21 protein-coding genes are annotated in these 25899 nt (G+C 36.5%); 19 read left to right on the top strand and 2 right to left on the bottom strand.

What is annotated here, in order from left to right:
• Window positions 1-263: 263 nt before the first annotated feature.
• Together lon and ACZZZK_RS19380 are read left to right on the top strand one after the other, a co-directional pair.
• Complete coding sequence (gene lon / locus ACZZZK_RS19385) at window positions 264-2735, top strand: endopeptidase La (RefSeq protein ID WP_463485558.1); 2472 nt, start codon at window positions 264-266, stop codon at window positions 2733-2735.
• Between the two features lie 82 nt (window positions 2736-2817).
• Window positions 2818-3768, top strand: coding sequence for a lipid A deacylase LpxR family protein (locus tag ACZZZK_RS19380; protein ID WP_463485557.1), 951 nt, complete (start codon window positions 2818-2820; stop codon window positions 3766-3768).
• Here ACZZZK_RS19380 and arfB read toward each other — a convergent pair whose 3' ends face one another.
• A complete protein-coding gene (arfB, locus tag ACZZZK_RS19375) occupies window positions 3769-4182 on the bottom strand; it encodes an alternative ribosome rescue aminoacyl-tRNA hydrolase ArfB (RefSeq protein ID WP_463485556.1) in 414 nt (137 codons plus the stop codon).
• Window positions 4183-4252: 70 nt separating this feature from the next.
• On the opposite strand from arfB, the gene cmk reads away from it, so the two are divergent.
• The 8 genes from cmk to ACZZZK_RS19335 all read left to right on the top strand — a co-directional run bounded on the left by cmk (window position 4253) and on the right by ACZZZK_RS19335 (window position 13938).
• Window positions 4253-4933, top strand: a complete 681-nt coding sequence (gene cmk / locus ACZZZK_RS19370) for a (d)CMP kinase (protein ID WP_463485555.1) — start codon at window positions 4253-4255, stop codon at window positions 4931-4933.
• Between the two features lie 60 nt (window positions 4934-4993).
• The gene (locus tag ACZZZK_RS19365) at window positions 4994-5827 is read left to right on the top strand and encodes a 3-keto-disaccharide hydrolase (protein WP_463485554.1); all 834 of its coding nucleotides are present in this window, start codon (window positions 4994-4996) and stop codon (window positions 5825-5827) included.
• A 65-nt stretch (window positions 5828-5892) separates the two neighbouring features.
• Window positions 5893-7386, top strand: coding sequence for a TPM domain-containing protein (locus ACZZZK_RS19360; protein WP_463485553.1), 1494 nt, complete (start codon window positions 5893-5895; stop codon window positions 7384-7386).
• A 125-nt stretch (window positions 7387-7511) separates the two neighbouring features.
• Window positions 7512-8501 (top strand): SH3 domain-containing protein, encoded by a 990-nt coding sequence (locus ACZZZK_RS19355; protein WP_463485552.1) that lies wholly within the window; start codon window positions 7512-7514, stop codon window positions 8499-8501.
• Window positions 8502-8524: 23 nt separating this feature from the next.
• Complete coding sequence (locus tag ACZZZK_RS19350) at window positions 8525-8731, top strand: hypothetical protein (RefSeq protein ID WP_463485551.1); 207 nt, start codon at window positions 8525-8527, stop codon at window positions 8729-8731.
• A gap of 657 nt (window positions 8732-9388) precedes the next feature.
• Window positions 9389-11323 (top strand): 30S ribosomal protein S1, encoded by a 1935-nt coding sequence (rpsA, locus tag ACZZZK_RS19345; RefSeq protein WP_010600211.1) that lies wholly within the window; start codon window positions 9389-9391, stop codon window positions 11321-11323.
• Window positions 11324-11979: 656 nt separating this feature from the next.
• Complete coding sequence (locus tag ACZZZK_RS19340) at window positions 11980-13647, top strand: beta-N-acetylhexosaminidase (protein WP_463485550.1); 1668 nt, start codon at window positions 11980-11982, stop codon at window positions 13645-13647.
• A 90-nt stretch (window positions 13648-13737) separates the two neighbouring features.
• Window positions 13738-13938 carry a hypothetical protein gene (locus tag ACZZZK_RS19335; RefSeq protein ID WP_463485549.1) on the top strand — a complete coding sequence of 67 codons (201 nt, stop codon included), beginning with the start codon at window positions 13738-13740 and terminating at the stop codon, window positions 13936-13938.
• Here ACZZZK_RS19335 and ACZZZK_RS19330 read toward each other — a convergent pair.
• Window positions 13935-14330, bottom strand: coding sequence for a thiol-disulfide oxidoreductase DCC family protein (locus ACZZZK_RS19330; protein ID WP_463485548.1), 396 nt, complete (start codon window positions 14328-14330; stop codon window positions 13935-13937). The two genes, ACZZZK_RS19335 and ACZZZK_RS19330, sit on opposite strands and share 4 nt — an antisense overlap.
• Before the next feature lie 254 nt (window positions 14331-14584).
• Between ACZZZK_RS19330 and pyrR the strand changes: the two genes are divergently transcribed.
• The 9 genes from pyrR (at window position 14585) to ACZZZK_RS19285 (ending at window position 25879) form a co-directional block, all read left to right on the top strand.
• Entirely contained in the window at window positions 14585-15130 is a 546-nt protein-coding gene (pyrR, locus tag ACZZZK_RS19325) for a bifunctional pyr operon transcriptional regulator/uracil phosphoribosyltransferase PyrR (protein WP_463485547.1), read from the top strand.
• Between the two features lie 7 nt (window positions 15131-15137).
• Complete coding sequence (locus tag ACZZZK_RS19320) at window positions 15138-16067, top strand: aspartate carbamoyltransferase catalytic subunit (RefSeq protein WP_463485546.1); 930 nt, start codon at window positions 15138-15140, stop codon at window positions 16065-16067.
• Window positions 16068-16368: 301 nt separating this feature from the next.
• Window positions 16369-19392: a tetratricopeptide repeat protein gene (locus ACZZZK_RS19315; protein WP_463485545.1), complete on the top strand. Its 3024-nt coding sequence runs from the start codon at window positions 16369-16371 to the stop codon at window positions 19390-19392.
• A 4-nt stretch (window positions 19393-19396) separates the two neighbouring features.
• Window positions 19397-21094, top strand: a complete 1698-nt coding sequence (locus ACZZZK_RS19310) for a hypothetical protein (RefSeq protein ID WP_463485544.1) — start codon at window positions 19397-19399, stop codon at window positions 21092-21094.
• 54 nt (window positions 21095-21148) lie between these two features.
• Window positions 21149-22621, top strand: coding sequence for an HU domain-containing protein (locus ACZZZK_RS19305; protein WP_463485543.1), 1473 nt, complete (start codon window positions 21149-21151; stop codon window positions 22619-22621).
• Window positions 22621-23325 carry a MotA/TolQ/ExbB proton channel family protein gene (locus ACZZZK_RS19300; RefSeq protein WP_056851440.1) on the top strand — a complete coding sequence of 235 codons (705 nt, stop codon included), beginning with the start codon at window positions 22621-22623 and terminating at the stop codon, window positions 23323-23325. The genes ACZZZK_RS19305 and ACZZZK_RS19300 overlap by 1 nt, the downstream gene beginning before the upstream one ends.
• Window positions 23325-23726 carry an ExbD/TolR family protein gene (locus ACZZZK_RS19295; protein WP_056851441.1) on the top strand — a complete coding sequence of 134 codons (402 nt, stop codon included), beginning with the start codon at window positions 23325-23327 and terminating at the stop codon, window positions 23724-23726. The genes ACZZZK_RS19300 and ACZZZK_RS19295 overlap by 1 nt, the downstream gene beginning before the upstream one ends.
• Window positions 23726-24559, top strand: a complete 834-nt coding sequence (locus ACZZZK_RS19290; RefSeq protein WP_463485542.1) for an energy transducer TonB — start codon at window positions 23726-23728, stop codon at window positions 24557-24559. Before ACZZZK_RS19295 ends, ACZZZK_RS19290 begins: the two co-directional genes overlap by 1 nt.
• Before the next feature lie 75 nt (window positions 24560-24634).
• Window positions 24635-25879 carry a bifunctional folylpolyglutamate synthase/dihydrofolate synthase gene (locus tag ACZZZK_RS19285; RefSeq protein ID WP_463485541.1) on the top strand — a complete coding sequence of 415 codons (1245 nt, stop codon included), beginning with the start codon at window positions 24635-24637 and terminating at the stop codon, window positions 25877-25879.
• The last annotated feature ends 20 nt before the right edge of the window (window positions 25880-25899 follow it).

Raw genomic sequence — 25899 nt, 5'->3', positions numbered from 1 at the left:
ATTTGTTGCAATATAATCCTATTCTGATAATTTAAAAGTTTTTTAATTTTTGGAAATAAAAAAGTTCTATATTAAACAATAGCTTAAACGTTAAAAACTTCATAATATGATATTGGCCGAAACAATATATTACTCTGCCTTTTTAACATAAGATTAATGGTATTTCTACTTTGGCACAAGAGTTGGAAATATTAGTTGAATAACATAAATAAACAAAGTGAAGACGATTGAACTGCCAGTTTGTCGTTAGAGGAAAAGTGATAATGAGTAAAGAAGATATATTTGATTTCCATAATGCCATGCCGATAATAAATGAGGATACAGAGTTTTTTCCCTTAATGTCTCAACAAGACGAGGAGGAAATGAACAACGAGGAAACACCTGAAACCCTGGCGATTTTGCCATTGAGAAATACTGTCTTATTCCCTGGAGTAGTAATTCCAATTACTGTTGGAAGAGACAAATCAATAAAATTAATTAAAGAAGCTTACAAAGGAAACAAGATTATTGGAGTAGTTTCTCAAAAAGATGTTTCGATAGAAGACCCTACTTTTGAGCAACTTAACACCGTTGGTACAGTAGCAAACATTATAAAGTTACTGCAAATGCCTGATGGCAATACCACCGTAATTATCCAGGGTAAGCAGCGTTTTAGCTTAATTGAAGAGGTGCAAAACGAACCTTATATTAAGGCTGTAGTTAAAAAGTTCGAAGAGCAAAAACATAAAGCCGATAAGGAGTTTAAAACCTTAATTGCATCTATTCGCGAAATGTCAGCGCAAATTATTCAGCTGTCGCCAAATATTCCAAGTGAGGCGAGTATCGCACTTAAAAACATCGAGAGCAATTCATTTTTGATTAATTTCATTTCTTCAAATATGAATGCCGAAATGGCCGATAAGCAAAAAATTCTTGAAATGGACAAATTGCAGGAACGGGCGCAGAAAGTAATGGAGCTTTTGATGGTAGAACTACAGATGTTGGAATTGAGAAACCAAATTCAATCCAAAGTCCGTACTGATCTTGACAAACAACAACGCGATTACTTCTTAAATCAACAGCTAAAAACAATTCAGGAAGAATTAGGTGGAAACTCTGCCGATTTAGAATTTGATGCCCTTCAGGAAAAAGCTAAAAAGAAAAAATGGGGACAACCTGTTGCTGATCATTTCGATAAAGAATTAGATAAACTGGGAAGAATGAATCCGGCAGCGCCAGATTATTCTGTTCAGCTCAATTACCTTGAATTGCTTTTAGATTTACCTTGGAGCGAATTTACCAAAGACAATTTCGATTTAAAACGTGCCCAACGGATTCTAGATAAAGATCATTTTGGTCTGGAAAAAGTGAAGCAGCGTATTGTTGAATATTTAGCGGTTTTGAAGCTAAAACGCGATATGAAAGCGCCTATCCTTTGTTTAGTTGGCCCTCCGGGAGTTGGTAAAACATCTTTAGGAAAATCAATTGCCAAAGCATTGGGGCGTAAATATGTTCGTATGGCTTTGGGCGGTATTCGCGATGAAGCTGAAATTCGTGGTCACCGCAAAACTTACATCGGTGCCATGCCAGGGCGTATTATTTCATCAATCAAAAAAGCGGGCGCAGATAACCCTGTGTTTGTATTGGATGAGATTGATAAGGTTGGAACTGACCACCGTGGCGATCCATCATCAGCTTTGCTGGAAGTGTTGGATCCGGAACAGAACAACGCTTTCTATGACCACTACGTTGAGGTAGATTACGATTTATCAAATATTTTATTCATCGCTACCGCAAACTCACTAAGTACTATACAGCCAGCTTTGCTAGATCGTATGGAGATTATCGAGGTGAATGGCTACACGATTGAAGAAAAAATTGAGATTGCCAAAAAATACCTTTTGCCTAAGCAAAAGGAAAACCACGGTTTGCAAAACAAGGATATTAATCTAAAACCTGCTTTGATTGAAAAAGTAATTGAAGATTATACTCGTGAATCTGGAGTACGTGGTTTGGAGAAAAAAATTGGCTCCCTGGTTCGTGGTGTAGCTACCAAGCTTGCAATGGAAGAAGAGTATAATGTTACGCTAACGAATGACGACGTTGAACGTATTTTAGGCGCACCTATTTACGATAAAGATTTATACGAAGGCAATGAAGTTGCTGGTGTAGTTACAGGCTTGGCCTGGACAAGTGTTGGTGGCGATATTTTATTTATCGAATCGAGCTTGAGTCCTGGTAAAGGCAAGTTAACTTTAACCGGTAATTTAGGCGATGTGATGAAAGAATCAGCAGTGATTGCACTAGCCTATTTACGTGCTCATGCTGCAGAATTTGGCATCGATTACACTTTATTTGATAACTGGGATGTTCACGTTCACGTACCCGCCGGTGCTACGCCAAAAGATGGCCCATCAGCTGGCATTACCATGCTTACTGCTTTAACATCGGCATTTACACAAAGAAAGGTTAAGCAACATTTAGCCATGACCGGAGAGATTACCCTACGTGGTAAAGTACTTCCGGTTGGCGGAATTAAAGAGAAAATCCTTGCGGCAAAAAGGGCGAATATCAAAGAAATTATTCTTTGTAAAAGCAACCGTAAAGATATTTTAGAAATCAAGGAAAGCTATATCAAAGACCTTAAATTTCATTACGTAACAGAAATGAGTGAGGTGATTGAATTGGCGCTAACAAAAAACAAAGTTAAAAAGCCATTGGATTTGAGCATTAAAGTAGCTCCAATAGTCAACTAAATTGTAATCTTTTAGCTGATTGATCAATAATCCAATAACTATAAATACATTTATAGCCCCGATAAAGTATCGGGGCTTTTTTATGAAATCACTTTTCACCACCCTACTTCTTGGTTTAATTTCTTTAGGCTGTTTTGCACAATCATTTAAAAATGAGTTTGGTTTTAAAACTGAAAATGATGCGTATTTAGCCACTCTAAATGATCGTTACTATACCAATGGCCTGTTCATCTATTTTCGCAGAGCGATAGATCCTGCTAAGTTTTCTGAAAAAGTGGAGAAGAAAACCTATGAAATTTCAGCCGGACAAAAAATGTATACCCCTTACTGGGGTCAGGTAGCTAAGAAGGAAGATCAAGATAGACCTTTTGCTGGCTATTTATACGCTGGAGGCACTTATTCAATCTTTTATAAAAATGAAAGTGTATTGGAAACGAGCCTAGAACTCGGTGCCGTTGGACCAAACTCTCTGGCCAAAGAAGCACAAGAATTCTTGCATAAAACAGTAGGCTTTTATACTCCGGCTGGATGGGAATATCAAATTAAAAATGAATTAGCGGTTAATTTAGCAGCCAACTATAGTAAACTTCTAATTCGATCTAATGATAATGTGGTAGATTTAAGCGGAACCGGCTATGCAAACCTGGGAACAACTTTTTCTGGCCTGGGTGCTTCAGTCTTGTTTAGAGCGGGCAGATTAAACCAGCTCTTCAACAGTGCTTACCACAATGCAGTAATTGGAAATTCAAAAACTGCGGCTTTAAATAAATCAGAGTTTTTCTTCTACTTAAAGCCACAGTTAAATGTAGTTGCTTACGATGCAACCATACAAGGAAGTTTATTTAATGACGATAGTCCTTTAACATTTGGAGTAAAACCAATAGTTTTTGAACAACAATTTGGCGTAAATTATAGTTCAAAAAGATTCACCATTGATTTTAATATCATCTTTAAAACCAAAGAAGTTAAAAGTATAGCCAAAGCACAAAATTATGGCGGCTTAAGTTTGTATTATAGATTTGGGAAGATTTAATTACTCAAAATTTGGCTTTTTTCTTAATTGTTTTTTATCACCATTTACCGATTTATTTTTCAATCGCTTTTGGATAACTGCCTTTGGAATTTTCGTAGGCTTTCTTTTTTTCTGAATTTGAAGAGACCGTTTAAGCAGATCGATCAGTTTAGCAATGGTTTTCTCTTTATTAAGCAGCTGACTTCGGTCTTCTTGCGAAACAATATGCAATAAGCCATCATTGTCCATTCGGTTATCAAGTCGCGATTTTAAAAGCACCTTTTCCTCTTCATTAAAAAAAGTGGCATTTTCCAAATCAAAGATTAATTCGACTTTACTGGAAACTTTATTAACGTTTTGCCCACCCTTTCCCCCACTTCTGGAGGTTTTGAAGGTAACTGACTTTAAAATTTCTTCTCGTGTGGGTAACATCATGCAAAAGTATAAAGAATAGTAATCTAAAAAAAGCAACTAAATCCACCGCTTTTTTTACCTTTGCAACAGAATGAAAAAGAACTTGGTTATAGCTATTGATGGCTACTCATCTTGCGGAAAAAGCACTTTAGCAAAAGCATTGGCTAAAAAATTAGGTTTTATTTATGTAGATAGTGGTGCGATGTATCGGGCTGTAACGCTGTATTTCTTAAGGAATGAAATTGATATTTATAATGACGAAGCCGTTACTGATGCGCTACAACACATCGAATTAAATTTCCATTCTCGTGATTATGAATCACACATTACTCTGAACGGAGAAGAAGTTTCTGATGAGATTCGTTTGATGCCTGTTTCTGAAAATGTGAGCGAAGTTTCTGCTCATAAAATTGTTCGCCATGAAATGGTTAAGCAACAACAACGCATGGGCAAATCGAAAAATATTGTAATGGACGGGCGTGATATCGGTACCACCGTTTTTCCAAACGCACCCTTAAAGTTCTTCATGACAGCTGATCCCAAAATTAGAGCAGAGCGCAGGTTTAAAGAACTGGAAAGCAAGGGCAATAATCAAACCACTTTAGAAGAAGTGTTTGAAAACCTTGCACATCGAGATTATGCTGATACCACACGCAAAGAAAGCCCCCTGGTTAGGGCCGATGACGCTATAATTTTAGACAATACCAATTTAACACAAGAAGAACAATTGGCTTTTGCACTGGAAAAAGTTGAACCATTGCTTCCTAATTGATATTAAATTTATTCAGTTGGTTTAAATTTCATATTTTTAGCTGCTAACCATTAAGCTACTATGAAATTAAAACAATATTCTTCTGTACTATTTTTCCTGTTTGCTGTCATCTCTTTTAATGCTTCTGCACAAAAGGGCTGGATTAACCTTTTCAATGGAAAAGATTTAAAAGATTGGAACATTAAAATTGCCAAACACGATTACAAGGATAATTATGCAAATACATTTCGGGTAAAAAATGGCTTAATGACCGTAGGTTATGAAGGCTACAAAGAATTTGACAAACAGTACGGTCACATTTTTTACAAAAAACCATTTTCCTACTACTTATTAAGGGTTACCTACCGTTTTGTTGGCGATCAAGCCAAAGGTGGTGAGGGCTGGGCAACAAGAAACAGCGGTGCCATGCTGCATTGTCAGGATCCAGCTACGATGTTAAAAGATCAGGATTTTCCTATTTCTATAGAAGCACAGATTTTAGGTGGTGATGGAGAACATACACGCCACACCAGCAATGTGTGCACGCCCGGAACCCTAATAAATTACGATGGCAAATTGTTTACAGGCCATTGCATGGATTCTAAATCGAAAACTTATGCTGGAGACCAGTGGGTAACCGCAGATTTTTTAGTACTTGGCGATTCAGTAGTTAAACACATTATAGCTGGAGAAGTTGTATTGGAATATACAAAACCACAAGTGGGAGGCGGAAGTGTAACTAACTTCGATCCTAAAGTTAAGATAGATGGCACCCCATTAAAATCTGGTTACATTTCCCTTCAAAGCGAAAGCCATCCGATTGAATTTAAAACAGTGAAACTTTTCGATTTAGCTCCATACGCTAAAAACCAGGCAAAACTTGATCAATTAATTGATAAAATCCTTAAAGAATAACAACACTTATCCCCTATTGTTATGAATGATTGAAATGCTATTGCTAACCGTTACTAAATGATCTGATGCTCAAAACTCATTCAATTAAGAAGCTTACCTTTTTACTATTTTTCTTTTGCACAACATTAACATTTGCACAGAAAGCTTACAAAGTTAATGAAATTCCAGACCCTAAAAATAATGGTGGCGGTTGGGTGAGTAATCCGGATGGAATCCTCACCGCTGATGATGTTGCCAATGTTAACAGCTCAATTTCAAGGTTCGAAAAAGAAACCAATGTTCAGGTAGCGGTTGTAATTGTAAATAATTTCGATACTAATCAGGAAGACTTTGATTTTGCTTATGAGCTTTTTAACACTTGGGGAATTGGGCAAAAAAGCAGTAACAATGGCTTGCTTTTATTTATTGCTAAAGATCGGAGGAAGTATCGTTTTATTACGGGCACAGGAACTGAGGGGGTTCTACCCGATGTAAAACTGAAACACATTGCAGAACAAAACCTAATTCCGGCTTTTAGAGAAAATGATTTCGGAACAGGGATAATCAATACCATCAATGCAATTGGCGTGATCATCCTAAACCCAGACAACAAATCGGAACTTAACCAATTCTTTACTCAAAAAGAAGATAACAACAACCTTGAAAAGTTTTGGATACCTATTGTTGTTATCATAGTAGCCTTCTTCGGAGTGTTTAAATTGGTAAACAGACAAACTAAAAAAACAAATACCATACAAGCTAAAGGCAAATCTGATCTAGAAAAATCAATTACCAACGGCTGTGCCGGACTTTTCATGTTTGTTTTCATCAGTATTTTTGCACTCGTATTTTTTGATGGGTTTGGTTTATTTTCGAAGATCAAATTATCCCATATACCTTTCATTTTATACGGCGTTTTAGCGATAGGCCTCTTTTTTAGATATCTATACCATATCTCTACATTGAGAAAAACATATTATGATGATAAGAATTTCTTTAACGCGGTAACTGATTTCAATAAAAAGAATTTTTGGATGGTCATTTTTTCTCCGCTGATATTATTTGCACTGATAAATTATCTATTTAAACGTACGAAGAACATCGATAGATTTAAGCCTGTTCTTGATAGCCAAAAACGAGAAATGATTCGTTTAGATAGAGACATTAACATTGAGGGCAAACCTTTTTTAACTGGCGGACAGCGGGCGGAAGAAATAGCAAAATCTTATGATTACGATATCTGGGAAAGTGCTGACCATAAAGAGCATATTATTAAACAATGGCCAGCTGAAGAATATAATGATTTAACTGAATGCCCAAAATGCAGTTTTAGAACTTATAAACTAAATAAAAAAGTTACGGTAACAGCTGCAACTTACAGTCATGATGGGCAGGCTAAGCTTATTAATGAATGTAGTTGCTGTAAAAATGTCGAATTTATAAAATGGATTGTATTGCCAATGTTGGTAGAATCCAAATCTTCTTCCAGCTCGTCATCAAGCAGCAGCAGCTCGTCATCTTCATCAAGCAGTTGGGGCGGTGGCAGCAGTAGCGGCGGTGGTTCGGGGGGAAGTTGGTAAACGGATTATAGCAAGATAATGTGAAGCTTATGAAAGTATTTTTTAATTTTGCCTGCGTTAGCACGATGTTTGCTTATTCGAGTTTCCATATTTTTATTAATTGCTATTGCTAAAATCCCAGAAACATGATTAGAATTTTCTTTTTGATAACTGCTCTTTTTTTAATATCCAACTTTGTTCATGCCCAAGAAACTTATCGGGTAAAGGCAGACAAGTTGCGAGTGAGAGCGAGCAGTGATCCTAAAAGCAAAGTGGTAGCTAACCTAATGCAAAACGAGAATATTACTGTTTTGGATGCAAGTGATGCAAAATTTTATAAAATAAAAATCAAGAATGGTGAAGGCTGGGTAAGTAAAGATTTCATCGAAAAAGTTCCTTCCACTACTCCTGCCTCAACGCCGCCAGCAACAACTCCACAAACCACAACGGTGCAAAACAATCCAGCTGATAGCACAGCAGATGTTATTTATCGCGTAACTACTGATAACTTAAGAGTTAGACAAAAAGCCGATCCAAAAAGTAAAGTCATTGGTTATCTACCCGAAAATGAAAATGTTGCGGTTATCGATTCAGCTGACGCCAGTTATTTCAAAATTAAGGTTACCAATGGCGAAGGCTGGGTAAGTAAAGAATTTTTGGTAAGGGTTTCGCCAGTTAAGGCTCCAATTAAAAAGCATACTACTTCCATTGAGATTCCTTCAATTGATAAGGATTATTCTAACATTATCTTCTTCGTGGTTGTTGCTTTGGTAATGGGTACTATTTTGTATTTCATTTTCAAATACTCAAACCAAAATAAAATTCTGATTGGTATTTCAGCCATTGTAGTTTTGGTAGTGATTTATTTTTGCTTCGTTACTTTTATTCAACCTAAAAAAGTTTCAGGCACATTTATAAGCGATAGCGAAACCCAATATAAAACGTTCGATTTCGGTACAAAAGACTCTGTTATTGTAAAAGATACTTATACAGATTCTACCTTTGCTACGAAATATGTTATCGAAGGTGATATGATTAAAATGTACGACCAACAAAACATGATTCTCCTGTTAATAAGAGATGAAAACACGTTGGTTGGAGAAGGATTTACAAGAGGAACCTTTACAAAGAAGTAGACTATAAATTGTATATTTGATATATGAAAGTGTTACTCGAAATACCTGACAATAAGGCGTCTTCATTAATGGAAGTATTGAATAGCATTCCTTATGTTAAAACAAAAACCATTATTGAACCTAAAGAGATTTTAAAAGCAGAAATAAAAGAAGCAGTTAAAGAATTGAACTTGATACGACAAGGAAAGTTGAAGGGAATATCTGCAGAACAATTGCTTAATGAGTTATAGTATAATAGCAGTTCCAAGCTTTAGGAAAGAACTAAAAAGACTTGCGAAAAAATACAATTCTTTAAAAGATGAAATATCATCTTTATTCCACAGTCTTGAAGAAAATCCGACAATCGGCACTCCTATTGGAAAAAACTGCTATAAAATCTGAATTGCAATTTCATCAAAAGGCAAAGGAAAATCTGGCGGAGCTCGAATTATAACAAACTTCATTGTAACTGATTCAACAGTATATTTACTTTCGATTTATGATAAATCTGAAAAGGATAGTATTTCAGATAGGGAGCTTGTTGAGCTATTAAATGAGATTTCTGAATAGCAGATAACATTGTTTATAGCTTTATGTTGTTTCTTACACAATCTTTGTTTCTAAACCCGGTAGCGGCGGCGGCCCCCGATTTTTCATGGGGGCTACAGCGAATGACGGGACTAGAGCAACCGAAGAATTACTGAATGCTCATTTTCAAATCCTAATATAAATCACATCAAAATTATTTGAATTTTACGATCTAGATGCTCAAATAAATTTAGCATGACGATTGGCAGAATTATAATAACCTTAAAATCAGCAACATTTATTAAAAAAATCTTTTCTATTAATTAAAATATTTTTACCTTTGCTCTCCCTAAATAGGGAAAAAAGGAGATAATTAATTAATGGCTAAAAAACAAGTAGCAGAAAAAGAATTAGCAGCTAAAACAGCTGAGCTTCAGGGAGAAGGCGGACGCCTGACTGAAAAAGAAACTATTGAATCAGAAGCTGATTCAGTTTCGATCGAATCGATCAAATCATCATTAGCAACACCAACCGAAGATTTCGATTGGGATGCAGATGAAAAAGTTTTCGGTAATTACAATGATGCAGACCGTAAAAAGTTTGAAGATATGTATGCTGGAACATTCAATCAGATCACTAAAGGTGAAATCATTAGCGGTATCGTTGTTTCAATTAACAACAAAGACGTAGTATTAAACGTTGGTTTTAAATCAGACGGTTTAGTTTCTACTTCAGAATTCCGTGATACACCTGATTTAAAAATCGGCGATTCAGTTGACGTTTTCGTTGAAGCACCAGAAGATGCTAATGGTCAATTGATCCTTTCTCGCAAAAGAGCAAAAACTCAAAGATCTTGGGAAGCTATTAACGAGGCTCTTGAAAATGATAGAATCATCAACGGTTTCGTTAAGAGCCGTACTAAAGGTGGTTTAATTGTTGATATCATGGGCGTTGAAGCTTTCTTACCAGGTTCTCAAATTGATATTAAACCTATCCGTGATTACGATGTTTACGTTGGTAAAACAATGGAATTCAAAGTTGTTAAAATTAACCATGAGTTTAAAAACGTAGTAGTTTCTCATAAAGTGTTAATTGAAGACGATTTAGAATCACAAAAAGTAGAAATCGTTTCTAAATTAGAAAAAGGACAGGTATTAGAAGGTACTGTTAAAAACATTACTGATTTCGGTGTGTTCATCGATTTAGGTGGTGTTGATGGTTTACTTCACATTACTGATATTTCTTGGGGCCGCATAGAGCATCCAAAAGAAGTATTATCATTAGATGAAAAAATCAACGTGGTTGTTTTAGATTTCGATGATGAGAAAAAACGTATCGCTTTAGGCTTAAAACAATTAACTCCACACCCTTGGGAAAACTTAAGTACTGACATTCAAGTTGGTTCTAAAGTAAAAGGAAAAATCGTAACTGTTGCAGATTACGGTGCTTTCTTAGAAATCATCCCAGGTGTTGAAGGTTTAATCCACGTTTCTGAAATGAGCTGGTCACAAAACTTAAGAAATCCACAAGAATTCTTAAAAGTTGGTGATGAGATCGAAGCTGAAGTTTTAACTTTAGATAGAGACGAGCGCAAAATGAGCTTAGGTATTAAACAATTATCTAACGATCCATGGCAAGAAGTTGCTGCTAAATTCCCAGTTGGAAGCAAGCACAAAGCAACTGTTAAAAACATGACTAACTTCGGTGTTTTTGTTGAAATCGAAGAAGGTATTGATGGTTTAATCCACATCTCTGATTTATCTTGGTCTAAAAAAGTAAACCACCCTAATGAATTCACTAAAGTTGGTGATGTATTAGACGTTGTTGTTTTAGAACTTGATGTTGATAACCGTAAATTAAGCCTTGGTCACAAACAATTGGAAGAAAACCCTTGGGATACTTTCGAAACGATCTTTACTTTAGATTCGGTTCACCAAGGAACAGTTGTTAAAGTAACTGATAAAGGTGCTGTTATTGCTTTACCATACGGTGTAGAAGGTTTCGTACCAACTAAACACATGGTTAAAGAAGATGGTACTTCAGTTAAAGCAGAAGAAACTAACGATTTCAAAATCATCGAGTTTAACAAAGAAGCTAAACGCATCGTTGTTTCTCACGCTCGTATTTGGGAAGAAGTTAAAGCTGAAGCTGTAGCAGAAGAAAGAAATGCTAAGAAAAAAGAAGCTAAAGCTGCTGTAACTGCAGTTAAGAAAGTTAAAGATTCTGTAGAGAAATCTACTTTAGGAGATTTAGACGTATTGGCTCAATTGAAATCGCAATTAGAAGGCGAAGAAAGCAAAGCTAAAAAAGGCTAGTTCTTTTTAACTGAATATATTAATCCCGATAGCGAAAGTTATCGGGATTTTTTTTACCTCGCCCTATGAAAGGCAGAAGTTTTTGTTGTTTCAATGCAGTCCCTCTCCTAAAAGAGAGGGAAACAATGGAAGGCGGTTTTAACCTATTTTAGCTTTCCACTGCCCGCAAAATTCCTCTCTTCAAGGATAGGGACAGTAGCTACCGAGTTCTACTTCTAACTTTAATAGGGTGAGGTTTTTTATTAACAATCTTTCCTTAAAGAAAGAGAAACCATGGAAAGTGGTTTTAACGTACTTCACTCCCAGTATCTACAAAATCGCTTTGGCTAAAACGGGAAACGATGAAGGGCGTTATAACCTTGCTTTCCATTGTCCATAAAATCCCTCTCTTCAAGGAGAGGGACAGTAGCAAGCAAGTTCTACTTCTAACTTCAATAGGGTGAGGTTTTTGAAAACGAAAGCAAGTACCAATCGGTAACTCCTGGCCCGCTATTCATTCAATATTTTCCAAACCTATAAGGTCTTTGAGACCTTATAGGTTTAACAAAAAGGATTTCACTCCCATCGGGTTTAGGTAACATCAGTACTTCGTTAACCAAAACCTTTCCTTTCATCCGTTTAGAATTATTACTTTTGAAAAAGGAAACCATTCTAGTATGAAGAAGATTATTTTTTTGTTTTTATCATTTGCTTTTTGCTACCATCTTTCTGCCCAGGAAGTAAACATCATTCCACAGCCTGTAAGTATTAAAACTGGCTTAAGCACAGAAAAATTTATAATCGATAAAAACACTGAAATTATTTCGAATGATTCATTATCCAACTCAGCATTATTTCTACAAAATTATATTCAAAAATATTACGATCTCAAAGTTCGGATTAACCCTAATTCAACAGCTAAAAAAAACATAATCAAACTAGAAATAGTTACTCGATTACTAAAAAGTTCAAACGAATACGAACTGATAAGCAACTACGAGCAAATAGTAATTTATGCCAATTCAGAAAATGGACTTTTTTATGGTGTACAAACATTGATTCAATTATTACCTCAAGTAAAAACAGAACAATTAATTATTCCATCAGTATCCATAACCGATTATCCCCGCTTCGATTACCGCGGAATGCACTTAGATGTAAGTCGCCATTTTTTTGACGTGGAATTTGTTAAGCAATACATTGATTACCTGGCCCTGCACAAAATGAACTATTTTCATTGGCATTTAACCGATGACCACGGCTGGAGAATCGAGATTAAAAAGTACCCGAAGCTCACCGAAATTGGTGCCTGGCGTTACGGTAGCATCATCGGTTTATGGCCAGGAAAAGGCAATGAAAACATTAAATATCAGGTTTTGCCCACAGCAATTAATATTACTCCAAAAGATGCTGTGATCAAAACTGATGGGATTAAACATGGTGGGTTTTATACGCAAGAGCAAATAAAAGAAGTGGTGGAATATGCGGCTAAACGCTACATTACTATAATTCCAGAAATTGAAATGCCAGCCCACAGTATGGCTGTTCTGGCTGCTTACCCAGAATTAGGAACAGAACCGAATAAAAAATATACCGTTGCCGAAACCTGGGGAATGATGAACAAATACAATAACGTTTTGCAAGCCTCAGACACCACATTCAAATTTTTAGAAAATGTACTCACAGAAATAATGGATTTGTTTCCATCGCAATATATCCATATCGGTGGCGATGAAGCCTCTAAAGTTTGGTGGAAACAGTCTCCTGTTTCTCAACAAATTATGAAGGCGAATAATTTAAAATCGGAAAGCGAATTACAAAGTTACTTCATCCGCAGGATTGAGAAATTTGTAAATAGCAAAGGCAAAACCATCATTGGCTGGAATGAAATTTTGCAGGGTGGCTTAGCACCAAATGCAGTAGTAATGAGTTGGCAAGGTGAAAAAGGCGGCATTGAAGCAGCGAAACAAAACCATAAAGCCATCATGACCCCTGAAAATAAATTGTATTTTAACCATGCGCAATTTGTTAAGGAAGATAGCTTAACCGCTGGTAAACCTTCACTTTTGGCTGATGTTTACAATTATGAGCCTATTCCTGCAGAACTTGATGCAGAGCAGGCGAAGTACATCTGGGGTGGCCAAGGCTGTTTATGGAGTGAGTATATCACTAATCCGGCAAAAGTACAATACCAGCTATTTCCTAGATTAGATGCTTTGAGCGAAATCTTGTGGAGCCCAAAAGAAAAGAAAAATTATGCTGATTTTCAAAAACGTTTGAAAACACAATTTAAACGATACGATTTGATAGGGATAGAATATTCAAAAAAGTATCTTGAAAATTGATTATCCAACCTTACACTTCATAAATAACTGTTTTAATCTCAATACAGTTCCTTCTAATAATTATTCCAATCTTTGCCTCAAAATTAAACTATGCGTAAAGTCTTTGCAGTTATTTGCACCTTGATTACACTATTTGTACTTAAAGAAACGATAAATATTTTCATTACCGACGAAGCAGATATTGTTAAACAGCGAAGCATATTTATCGTAATCGCCCTGAGTATTTCAATCCCTATGGTGATTTTAACGCTTTGGCTGTGGAAACCTAGAAATAATCAGGAACAGGATTAATCGATAAAGCGCTGCTTTAGTTCTGGTGTCGGTAGCCAGCAACTCTCCTGCCTTCCCCACCACTTATAGCGGTTTTTGGCGATAATATCATAAAACCAATCACGAATAAATTTTGGAACGAGGATAAACACATAAAGTGTTGGCCATAAGCCGTTCAATTTTCTGGCAATCTTTAACGCAGCTGCTGATTTTGTATAAAGCTGACCATCTTCAAGTAGAATAATAGAATTAAGCTGATTTAGATCGACATTGAATTTGGGTAAGACAGCTTTGGCGTATTCGCCTTGCAAAGCGGTAAACTTAAATAGATTTTTTTTATCACGTTCAATCGCAAATTGGACTGAAGCATTACACAGGTTACAAACACCATCGAAAAAAATTACCCGTTCCATTTACAAATATAAAAACTTCAGCGCTTATTATATTTTCAATGAATGCTTATGAATGTCATTTAATGTTAGAGGAATTCAAAGCACGGCCTATTTAGTTGAATAGAAGATCATTTGTTGTGATAAATGCCTATTTACGCATATAATCAAAATTCAACAAATTAACAATCAAACACTTTGGTAATTTGCCTTGAGAACTTTCAACTTTCTGCTTTCAACTTTCTACTTTTTCCCTATATTTGCCCAATCCTTCTTCAATGCAAAAGAAAACACTTCTTGACGGACAAAAAATTCAGATTACAATTAAGAGGCTTTGCCATCAATTAATTGAAAACCACGATGATTTCGCGAATACCGTTTTAATTGGCATCCAGCCACGCGGTATCTTTCTTGCCGATCGCATTCATCAAGAGCTCGAAACCATTCTAAAAAACAAAAAAATTTTAAAGGGAAACCTCGACATTACTTTTTTTAGGGATGATTTTAGGCGTAAAGATGGATTGGTAACAGCAAGTAGCAATTCCATTGATTTCATTATTGAGGGCAAAAAAGTGATCCTCATTGATGATGTACTTTGGACCGGAAGAACCATTAGAGCTGCACTTGATGCGTTACTCGCTTATGGCCGACCAGAGAAAGTAGAACTGTTGGTGCTGATTGATCGCAGGTTTAGTAGACATTTACCTATCGAACCCGATTACATTGGTCATCAGGTGGATAGCTTAAATTCACAGCAAGTGAAAGTAACCTGGGCAAGTGAAGGAAGTGAAGACAAAGTGATTTTATTATCCGAAAAACAATAATATAAAAATGGCAGCAGACAAACTATCAACCCGACATCTTTTAGGCATTAAAGATATTAACCGGAATGATATCGAATTGATTTTCGAAACTGCAGATAATTTCAAAGAAGTAATTAATAGGCCCATTAAAAAGGTTCCTTCACTTCGGGACATTACCATTGCCAATATTTTCTTTGAAAATTCTACCCGCACAAAACTTTCTTTTGAACTTGCTGAAAAGAGGTTATCAGCAGATGTGGTAAACTTCGCTGCATCATCATCATCAGTGAGCAAAGGAGAAACATTGATTGATACGGTTAACAACATTCTATCGATGAAAGTCGACATGGTGGTGATGCGTCATCCCTATGCAGGAGCAGGTCAGTTTTTGAGCAAACATGTAAAAGCGCAAATTGTAAATGCTGGCGACGGGGCTCATGAACACCCAACCCAGGCTTTACTTGATGCTTTCTCCATCCGCCAGAAATTAGGCGATGTGAGTGGGAAGAAAGTGGTTATTGTTGGAGATATTTTGCACTCTCGGGTAGCAATCTCTAACATCCTTTGTCTACAGCGTTTAGGTGCGGAAGTGATGGTTTGCGGACCAACCACTTTAATTCCCAAACACATCCATCAACTTGGAGTAAAAGTTGAACATAACTTAATTAAAGCACTGAATTGGTGCGATGTAGCGAACATGCTTCGCATTCAACTGGAGCGTCAGGATATTAAATATTTTCCATCTTTGAGAGAATACGCCATGATGTATGGCCTAAATAAACAGATTCTCGATAACCTCGATAAGGAAATAATCGTCATGCACCCGGGCCCGATTAATCGTGGTGTGGAGATTACAAGTGATGTTGCCGACAGTAAACAATCCATCATTTTAGAACAGGTAGAAAACGGTGTGGCTATTAGAATGGCTGTACTTTATTTACTAGCAAGCCAAGGGTAAGTTAGTTCAATAGTCATTGGTTCATCAGTCATTTTTTACTAGCGGGCGAAAAATTCTAGTGAATTAAACTCCGACTAATAGTTACCTACTACACAATCGAGAGTTTCCATAATTTTGGCTCATTTCACCAATGAACTAATGACTATTGAACGACTGACTCAGTCTAATTTTCAACATTCAACTTTCTTCTATACCAATTTTGAAAACCCTTCGTTTATTTGTGTTATTAACAGATGTTAATTACTTATGTTGATAAACAATGATACTATTTCTAATTTAGTACCAACCATATTTGAAACCGATGCAGAAAAAATACTTACTAATTCCGCTATTCATGGCAGGAAGTTTTACCACTTATGCGCAAGTTAGCGCAGTGCAAAACCTCAATAAAAACTACCAGACTGGCTTAGAATTATTAGACAAAGAAAAATATACCGCTGCTGCACAGCAGTTTAAACTTGTTGAACAACAACGCTATAAACCGTCTACGCAAACCGAAAGCAATGCTGAACTATCTCTACTTAAAGAGAATGCAAAATTTTATGCAGCCGTTTGTGCGTTAGAATTAACTAATAGTGATGCAGAAAGTTTATTTCAAGCTTTTATCCGTGATTATCCTTTAAATCCCAATACAAAACTGGCCTATTTTTATGTAGGAAAAACTTATTTTGGTCAAAAAAATTACAAGAAAGCGCTAGAATGGTTCGAAAAAACTGATCCGTCTACCCTATCAGCCAAACAACGTAACGAATATCAATTTAAGCAGGGTTACTCCTATTTTGAGCTGCAAGACTATGAAAAAGCAGAACCACTATTCGAGAAAGTAAAAAAAGAGGAAGGCGATTTCCAAGAAAGTGCGACTTACTATTTTGCTTACATCAACTACCTAAATAAAGAATACAAAACTGCATTAGCTAATTTTGAAAAGCTGAAAGGATCACCAACCTATGAAGCAAGTTATCCATACTACATCACCTCAATGTATTATTTGGATGAACGCTACGATGATGTAATCAGCTATGCACTAGAATCTATTCAAAAAACCAAACAACAGTTCGAACCTGAAATGTTGAGTTTAGTTGCTGCTTCTTACTTTGCGAAATCGGAATTTAAGAACGCTGAAAAGTATTTTGCAGAGTTTTATGCTAAAGATAAAAGCGAAACCAAAAACAACTTATTCATTTACCAATATGGATATTCGTTGTTCCAGAATAAAAAGTATAAAGAATCTGTTGCCATTTTAGAAAAGTTAAACAACGATGACATTTATCTCCAAAACGGAATGCATACTTTGGGTAAGGCATTTATCCAATTGGGCAACAAACAAAAAGCACAAAGTGCATTTTTCAGAGCTTCACGTTTAGATTTTGATAAAACCATTCAAGAAGAAGCCTGGTTAAGTTATGCCAAGTTAAGCTATGAGTTAGATTTCCATCAACAAGCTTTAGAAGCAACACAAGGATTTTTGAAAACTTTTCCAAAATCTCGTAAAATTAACGAAGCTAAAACCTTGTTAGGAGAAGTACTTTTAACCACTAAAAACTATCAGGCGGCAGTTGATATTTTGGAACCGATTCCGGATAAAACCCTTGAGGCTAAAGAAGCCTACCAAAAGGTTACTTATTTCCGTGGGTTAGAATTTTATAATGAAAGAGCTTTTCCGAATGCCTTATCAATGTTTTTACGTTCTGATAAATTTCCGGAAGACAATGAGATCCACGCTTTAAATACTTATTGGAAAGCCGAAGCAATGTACGAACTACGGAAATATGGCGAAGCCGTTTCTACATTCGAAAAGTTTTTGAAAATGCCTGATGCCGATAAAACCGGCGTTTATAACTTTGCCAATTACGCCCTCGCCTATTCTGCATTTGAGGATGAGAAATATGCTAAGTCAGCAACCTATTTCGAGAAATTTCTCCAGGGAAATGATAAAGATCAAAAAACCATTGATGATGCAACTATTCGTTTGGCCGATTCTTATTTCGTAAATAAAACTTACGGAAACGCGATGACCAATTACAACAGAATCATTGACAGGCATACTACATCTGAAGATTACGCCACTTTTCAAAAAGGAATGATCCAGGGTTTGGAAAACCAATACGATGCGAAAATTGCGACCATGCAAACGTTGTTGTCAAAATTCCCTAACTCTAATTATGCAGATGATGCGGGTTTTGAAACAGCCTATACTTATTTTAACAAAGGCGATTTCGATAAATCGAAGTCAGATCTTGTTGCTTTGGTGGCAAAATACCCACGTAGCAGTTATGTTCCAAAAGCATTAGTGACTATTGGATTGGTTCAATACAACCAAGATCAGGACGATGTAGCTTTAGAATCATTCAAAAAAGTAATCCGCGATTATCCTACATCTGAAGAGGCTAAACAAGCGATGGAATCTATTAAAAACATTTATGTAGATAAAGGTGATGCAAATGGATTTATCCAATATGCCAACACCACTCCGCTTGGCAACTATTCAGATAACGAGCAAGACAACATCATTTTTGCGGCGGCGAATAACCTTTACTTAAAGGGCGATGCCAACGGCGCTTTCCAGGCGGTTAATGCTTATTTTGATAAATTCCCTAAAGCTAACCACGAAAAAGAAGCGAAATTTATCAGGGCAGAATCTTTGGTTAAACTAGGTCGCCCTGATGAAGCAATACCTGATTATGAATTTATATTAAATGATTGGACAAGCGACTATACCGAACGATCATTGGTGAGCATTTCTCAATTGTTCCTCAACCAGAAAAAATATAATGAAGCAATTGTTTATTTGAAAAGATTAGAAACTACAACAGATTATAAAGCACATTACAGTTTTGCCATCAACAACTTATTAAAAGCATATACAGCTTTAAATATGCCTGATGATATGTTGAAATACGCTAAGCTGACAAATGAATCTGAAAAAGCTTCGGAAGAAGAAAAGAATAGTTCTGGCTTGTTTTCTGGTAAAGCTTATTTGCTAAAAGGAGATACCACAACTGCGGTTAAAGAATTTAAAAACGTTGTGGCTAAAACCAAAACGGCTGCCGCTGCCGAGGCAAAATACAACCTTGCACTTATCGAATACAACAAAGGCGATTTCAAAACATCAACTAAAACTTGTTTTGATATTGTGAACAACATGGCTTCACATGATTATTGGGTAGCTAAAGCCTTTATCTTGTTATCTGATAATTATGTTGCCCTGAAAGATAACTTGCAAGCAAAAAGTACACTTCTAAGTATAATTGATAATTACGAAGGCAAGGATGATATCATTCCGACAGCCAAAGAGAAACTAGAAAAACTAAACCAGAAGAAGTAGAATTATGAAGTCGATTAAATATATATATAGTTTGCTGTTTTTTGCTGCTGCTGGTTTAACAACTGTCCAGGCACAGGAAAAGAAAGCTGAAGAAAAGGCCGTAGTGAGTGAGGAAATTGAAGTTGTTCGCCCTTACAAACCTATTTTGGCTGAAGCCGTTAAACTGAGAAGAAGTCCGAATTTGGATGACGTAAAAACTTATAAAGCGAAATTAAATTACAGCGTAACAGACAAAAAGTTAGAGCTAAACAGCGATATTCAAAAATTACAAGCGCAGCAGCTTGCAGAAGAGAAGGCAAGTATTTTAGTAAATAACTATGTAAAAGGCGCATTTGGTTCACTTTCTACATTATTAGGCGAAGCTTACTTTAATACTGGAAAAGATGAAGGTTTACAGCTTGGCGGTTATTTCAAACATTTTAGCCAGGAAGGTAAATTAAACAAACAGAACAGCAGTCAACAACAATTAAGCATTTTTGGCCGTAGTATTTTAGAGGAAAATACAGTAAGTGGACGTTTAAATTTTGAAAGAAATGGCACCTACTTTTACGGCTTGGATAATGCAAACCCAACCTTAAATCCAAACCCTGACAAACAAGCTTTAACGCTTTTAGAATTAGAGGGTGAGTTGGTTAAAAACTTCACCGAAGATGAGGACGCATTGAGTTATGCGGTGAAAGCTAATGCTTATTTATGGAATGACCGTTTTAGCGCCAAAGAAAGTTATCTTTCACTAAATGGATACCTAAACAAAAGAATCAGTTCATTTAATTTAGGTTTGGCAGCATCTACAGAATTTGGGAATACCAAAGACGCACTAACAAGCGTAGGAAATAACTTACTCCGCCTAAATCCTTATATCCGTTTGCAGGTTAAAGGAGCAAAAGTTACGGCAGGAATTAATTTCGTTCAGGAATTCGGTGCATTCAGCAGTTCAAGAATTTTCCCGGCAGTAACTGCTGATTTCACCCTCGTACCTGATTACTTACAGGTTTTCGGAGAAGTTAAGGGTGATGTAAACAGAAACTCAATGAAAGGCTTAACAGATGAAAATCCATGGTTGAATAGCAATATCTTGATTAAAAATACGGTTGAAAAGTTAAGCATTAGTGCGGGAATTAAAGGAACTGGTGGACCAGGCTTTGGCTACAAGGCCCGTTTTTATATGAAGCAGTTTGACGATCTTCCTTTATTCATTAATAACTTCGATAATTTTAACAAGTTTGATGTCATTTATGATTTTGGCAAAACGAAATTGACTGGCTTAGAAGGTGAAATCTCAATCCAGGTAAGCGATGCATTAAAGTGGACTGGAAAGTTAAATATTGATGATTGGAAGCCTGCTCAAGAAACTTATTCGTGGTTTAAACCAGGATTAAAGGTTAGCTCAAACTTCGTTTATACTTATAATAAAAAGCTGAGTTTTAATGCAGCTGTGGTAATGCAAGATGATGTAAAAGCGAAAGTTAATGTTCAACAACCAGTAAATCCACTACAGTATTTGGTGCCAAATACCAGCATCGAACGTATAGAAACAGTTAAAGGATTTGTAGATTTGGGCATCGGTGCAGATTATCGCATCAACAACAAATTTTCTGTTTTTGCAAAAGCCAATAACCTGTTGAATTCGAAATATAACCGCTTTTTATATTATCAGGTTAACGGGTTAAATGTTTTCGGCGGACTAACTTATTCATTTTAAATACATTAGATTAATTATTGCGTAGGTTTAGAAAAAACGCTTAATTTTACCGGAATGGATATCTTATCATACCTTTTGGAACTTTTGCAACAGCGCAAAGAAGTTGGCATTACCGGCTTGGGCACCTTCTATAAAAAGAAGTTTCCAGGCAGGTACGATAAGGAAAAACAATCATTTTTACCACCAAGTTATGCTCTGGCATTTACATCTGATGTAAAAAATGATGAGGCCCTAACCAATTTTATTGCTTCTGAAAGAAATATTTCAGCCGAGAGTTCATCTTATTACATTTCGCAATTTGTAGATGAAGTGAACCAAAAACTGGAAGTAGAACATGAGGCTGATCTTGAGAATTTGGGTCGATTATATTTCACAGAGCACGAAGGTCTAAGCTTTGATGCGGCTAAAAATATAAACTACGGATCAGAATTTTATGGTCTACCCGCATTGCCTGAAATCATTTCAGATCAACAGCAAACGGATGCCACTGACAAAGATGATGAGGTATATGATGAAATAGCCGAAGCACCAAATGCACCTGTTCAGCCTAAAGAAACAGCCCATATACATCCTATTATTGAAAATGTAAAATTGGATGAAGTAGAAGATGATTTGCGCAATACTTTAAAGCACACTACAAAATCAGGCGAAGAAGTTACTGATGCGCCAGATTTTATAAAAGAACAGCATACCGAACATCCAAACAGATTTGGCCATACGCCAGAAAATGAGGAGGCCGTAAGGGCTTTGACACCCGAGGAAATCGAAGTGCCGGAAAGTATTGTTCAACAACATGAAGAACATCCAAACCGTTTCGGGCACACTCCAGAAAGCGAAGAGGAAAAAACTTATATCAATCTGGAAGATGAAACTGCAAAAGATGAGCCTGTAATTGAAGCGCCTGAGTTTATTAAAGAGCAACATGCCGAGCATCCAAACCGATTTGGTCACGATCCGATTGTTCAAGAAACATTCGAGGAAGAAAAAAGATCTATTTGGCTAAAAGTGCTCCTCATCATTTTCGGAATTCTGTTGATTGGAGTGATCATCTATTTTGCCAAACCAGATTTGTTTAAACAGCAGGCTGCGTTACAAACTACCACACCTGCAGTTGTGCCAGATTCACCAAAAACACAAATAGATACTGCAAAGGCAAAACAAGATTCGATAGCTAAAACAGACAGTACTTTAAAAGCGAATCAAATTGCTACGCCAAAAGTTGATTCTTCAGCGCTAAAAAAAGTGGGTCCTACTCCATCCAATGCTCCGTTGGCTACAGAGAAATCAATGTTTCATGTAATAGCGGTTTCTTACGAAACAGAAGCAGCAGCATTAAGATACATTGAAAAAGTAAAAAAAATTGGCCTTAATGCAACTATCGCAAAAATGGAAGGCAGAAGAAAAAAGGTAAGTATTGCGAGTTTCCCCACTAAAGAGGAGGCAGAAAAGCAAAAAGAAATTCTACAAAAACGATTAAAAGGAACAGGATTTTACGTTAAAGAAATAAAAAACAACACACAACCATAATGATAACTTTATTAATTCAAGACACCACACAAGCACTTCAAGATACAGCGAATGCAGTTAACCAGGCACTAACGCAACCAGAGCCAGAATTACATTTCATCGATCTGCTTTTTAAAGGTGGATGGGTGATGCTGCCTTTGGCATTATTAGCCTTTTTAGCCTTAATCATATTTGTTGAACGTTATTTAACCATCAAAAAGGCCACGAAAGATGAGTCGAATTTAATGGGACAAATCAGATCATATATTCAATCTGGAAATTTAGATGGGGCAATGTCGCTGTTAAGAAACAACAACTCCCCTCTTAGTCGCATGTTGCAAAAAGGCTTAAAACGCATTGGCCGCCCAATTAAAGAAATCGAAGGTGCTATTGAAAATGTTGGTAAACTAGAGGTTGCTAAACTTGAAAAAAATATCAGTATCCTAGGTATTGTTGCAGGTATCGCTCCGATGTTGGGTTTCGTAGGTACCATTGTTGGGGTAATTACAATTTTCCATCAGGTATCCATTAAAGGTGCTATTGAAATTGGAACTATTTCTGGTGGTTTGTATACTAAAATGATCACTTCAGCAACAGGTTTAATCATTGGTATTATCGCTTACGTACTTTACCATATTCTAAATATCATGGTAGAAAAAATCATCCTAAAAATGGAAACGGATGCAATTGACTTTATTGATTTATTAGAAGAGCCAGGTAAATAATGAACTTACGCAAAAGAACAAAAGGGTCAGTAGAAGTACACACTTCAGCGTTGAACGATATTATGTTCTTCCTGATGCTGTTCTTCCTTTTGGCATCTGCAGTGGTTAACCCAACTGTAGTAAAATTGTTGTTGCCGCAGTCGTCAAGCGGGCAGCAATCTACTGCTAAAAAAGCAGTTACAGTTACTATAGACGAAAATTTAAAATATTCCGTTGATAAGAAACCAGTTACAATGGAGCAATTGGAGCCAACTTTAGCCGCTTACCAAAAACTGGCTCCAGATATGACCATCCTTTTATATGTATCTCGTAACGTTACTTATCAAGATGGTTTTGTTGTTAATGATATAGCAAATAAGTTAAAATTGAAGCTTGTTGTGGCTGTTGAGCCTAAAAAATAATGGATTACAAAGCACAAAATATAAATAACGAAGAAAACAATTATCCGAAGGCTGTAGCTATTGCCAGTGGGATAATGGGGTTTTTATTGTTGATTAGCTTTTTTATTGTAATTAATTCCTTTCAACCACCTGAAGATTTAGGCATGGGTGGTATGGTGGTTAACTATGGTACTTCTGCCGAGGGGATGGGCGATGATTACACGAGCATCGAGGAGCCTTCCGCTGATCCAAATGCAAATGGAAAAGCACCAGATAAAGTAACACCCGAAGAAAAAGTTACTCCGACAACAACTACAGAAAATTCTGATAAGGAAGTTCAAACTCAGAATACGGAAGATGCTATTGCGGTAAATACAAAACCTACAAAAACAACCAACACAGCGCCGACTACCGTTACAGAAGATAAACCTTCGAAACCAGTTATCAATCAAAATGCGCTTTATAAGGGCAAAAAAAATACGGGTCAGGGTCAGGGAGATGGAACCGGCAGCACAGCTGGAAACCAGGGATCAGTTAATGGTGATCCCTTAGCACCGAATTATGGTGAAGGAGGATCTGGTTATGGAAACAAGCCTATTGAACTTCGACGTTTTTCAAACCTGGTCATTCCGAAAGATGATGGACAAGTGAGAGGGAGGATTGCTATTAGGATCTATTTCAATAAATCTGGAAGAATTACAGATGCCAGACAAGAACTGAAAGGGTCTACTATAACCGATAGAGAACTGGTTGAGAAATGTGTTCAAGCGGTAAAAAACTCATCTTTAACAAGTTCTGGCGTAGGCGGAGATAATCAAACCGGAGTGGTGGTCTTCAACTTTAAAGTTAACTAAAACAACTATTACTATAATTCAGCATCTGAGGTGAATTACCAGCAAACGCTTGATTATTTATATAGCAAACTCCCAATGTTTACACGTGTGGGGGCTTCTGCTTTTAAAAAAGACCTCACTAATACCATCATATTTTGCAATGCTCTTGATAATCCGCAGGATAAATTCAAGAGCATACATGTTGCCGGTACAAACGGAAAAGGGTCTACCTCGCACATGCTTGCGGCAATTTTACAAGCCGAAGGTTATAAAACTGGTTTGTATACCTCCCCTCATTTAAAAGATTTTCGCGAGCGTATCCGCATCAATGGAAAAATGATTAGTAAAACGGAAGTGGTTTCCTTCGTAAAAAATCAACAAAAGTTGATAAACGAAGTAGAACCATCTTTTTTCGAAGTCACTGTTGCACTGGCTTTTGATCATTTTGCAAAACATAAAGTAGATATTGCGGTTATTGAGGTTGGTTTGGGGGGCAGGTTGGACTCAACCAACATCATTCAACCAGAGCTTTCGGTTATTACCAACATCAGCATGGACCACACCAATATGCTGGGCAATACCATAGAAGAGATTGCTGGAGAAAAAGCTGGCATTATCAAAAGGAATACGCCGGTAATTATTGGCGAAACCCAGCCGAAGTCTGCAGTTGTTTTCCAACAAAAAGCAAAGGAAATGAATGCATCAATTGTTTTCGCCGATGCACAAATGGTTGTTAAGGATTTTAAGATCGTAAACACGAAATTATCGCTAAATATTGATCAAAATCATCAGATCAGATTTAAGAATTTGATAACGGATTTAACGGGCACTTATCAACAAAAAAATATTTTAACTGTTTTACAAGCCATTGAAATTCTGAATGAGTTATCTACTTTCAAAATATCTGATAAGAGTATTTATAATGGATTAAAGCAAGTTAAAAAGTTAACAGCTTTACAGGGCCGCTGGCAAACTCTATCTAAAAACCCATTGGTTATTTGCGATACCGGCCACAACGAAGCTGGAATTGCTGAAGTGATAAAGAACATTAACCAAACACCATTCGAAAATTTACACATTGTTTTCGGCATGGTAAAAGACAAGGATATTTCAAAGGTACTTTCCATGATGCCAAAAAATGCAACCTATTACTTTTGCAAACCCGATCTGGAAAGGGCTATGAATGCTACTGAACTTAAAGCGCAAGCACTAACTTATTCACTAATTGGAAATGATTATCCATCGGTTGTTCAAGCTAAGGAAACAGCTGTCAAAAATGCTAAAAAAAACGATTTGGTGTTTATTGGCGGTAGCACATTCGTTGTTGCCGAAGCGTTATAAAATCTTTACATAATCTTCAA

It is taken from the genome of Pedobacter sp. AC163, assembly GCF_979258665.1.
Note: the sequence above shows the minus strand (reverse complement) of the source record. Positions and strands in the feature narration are given on the sequence as shown.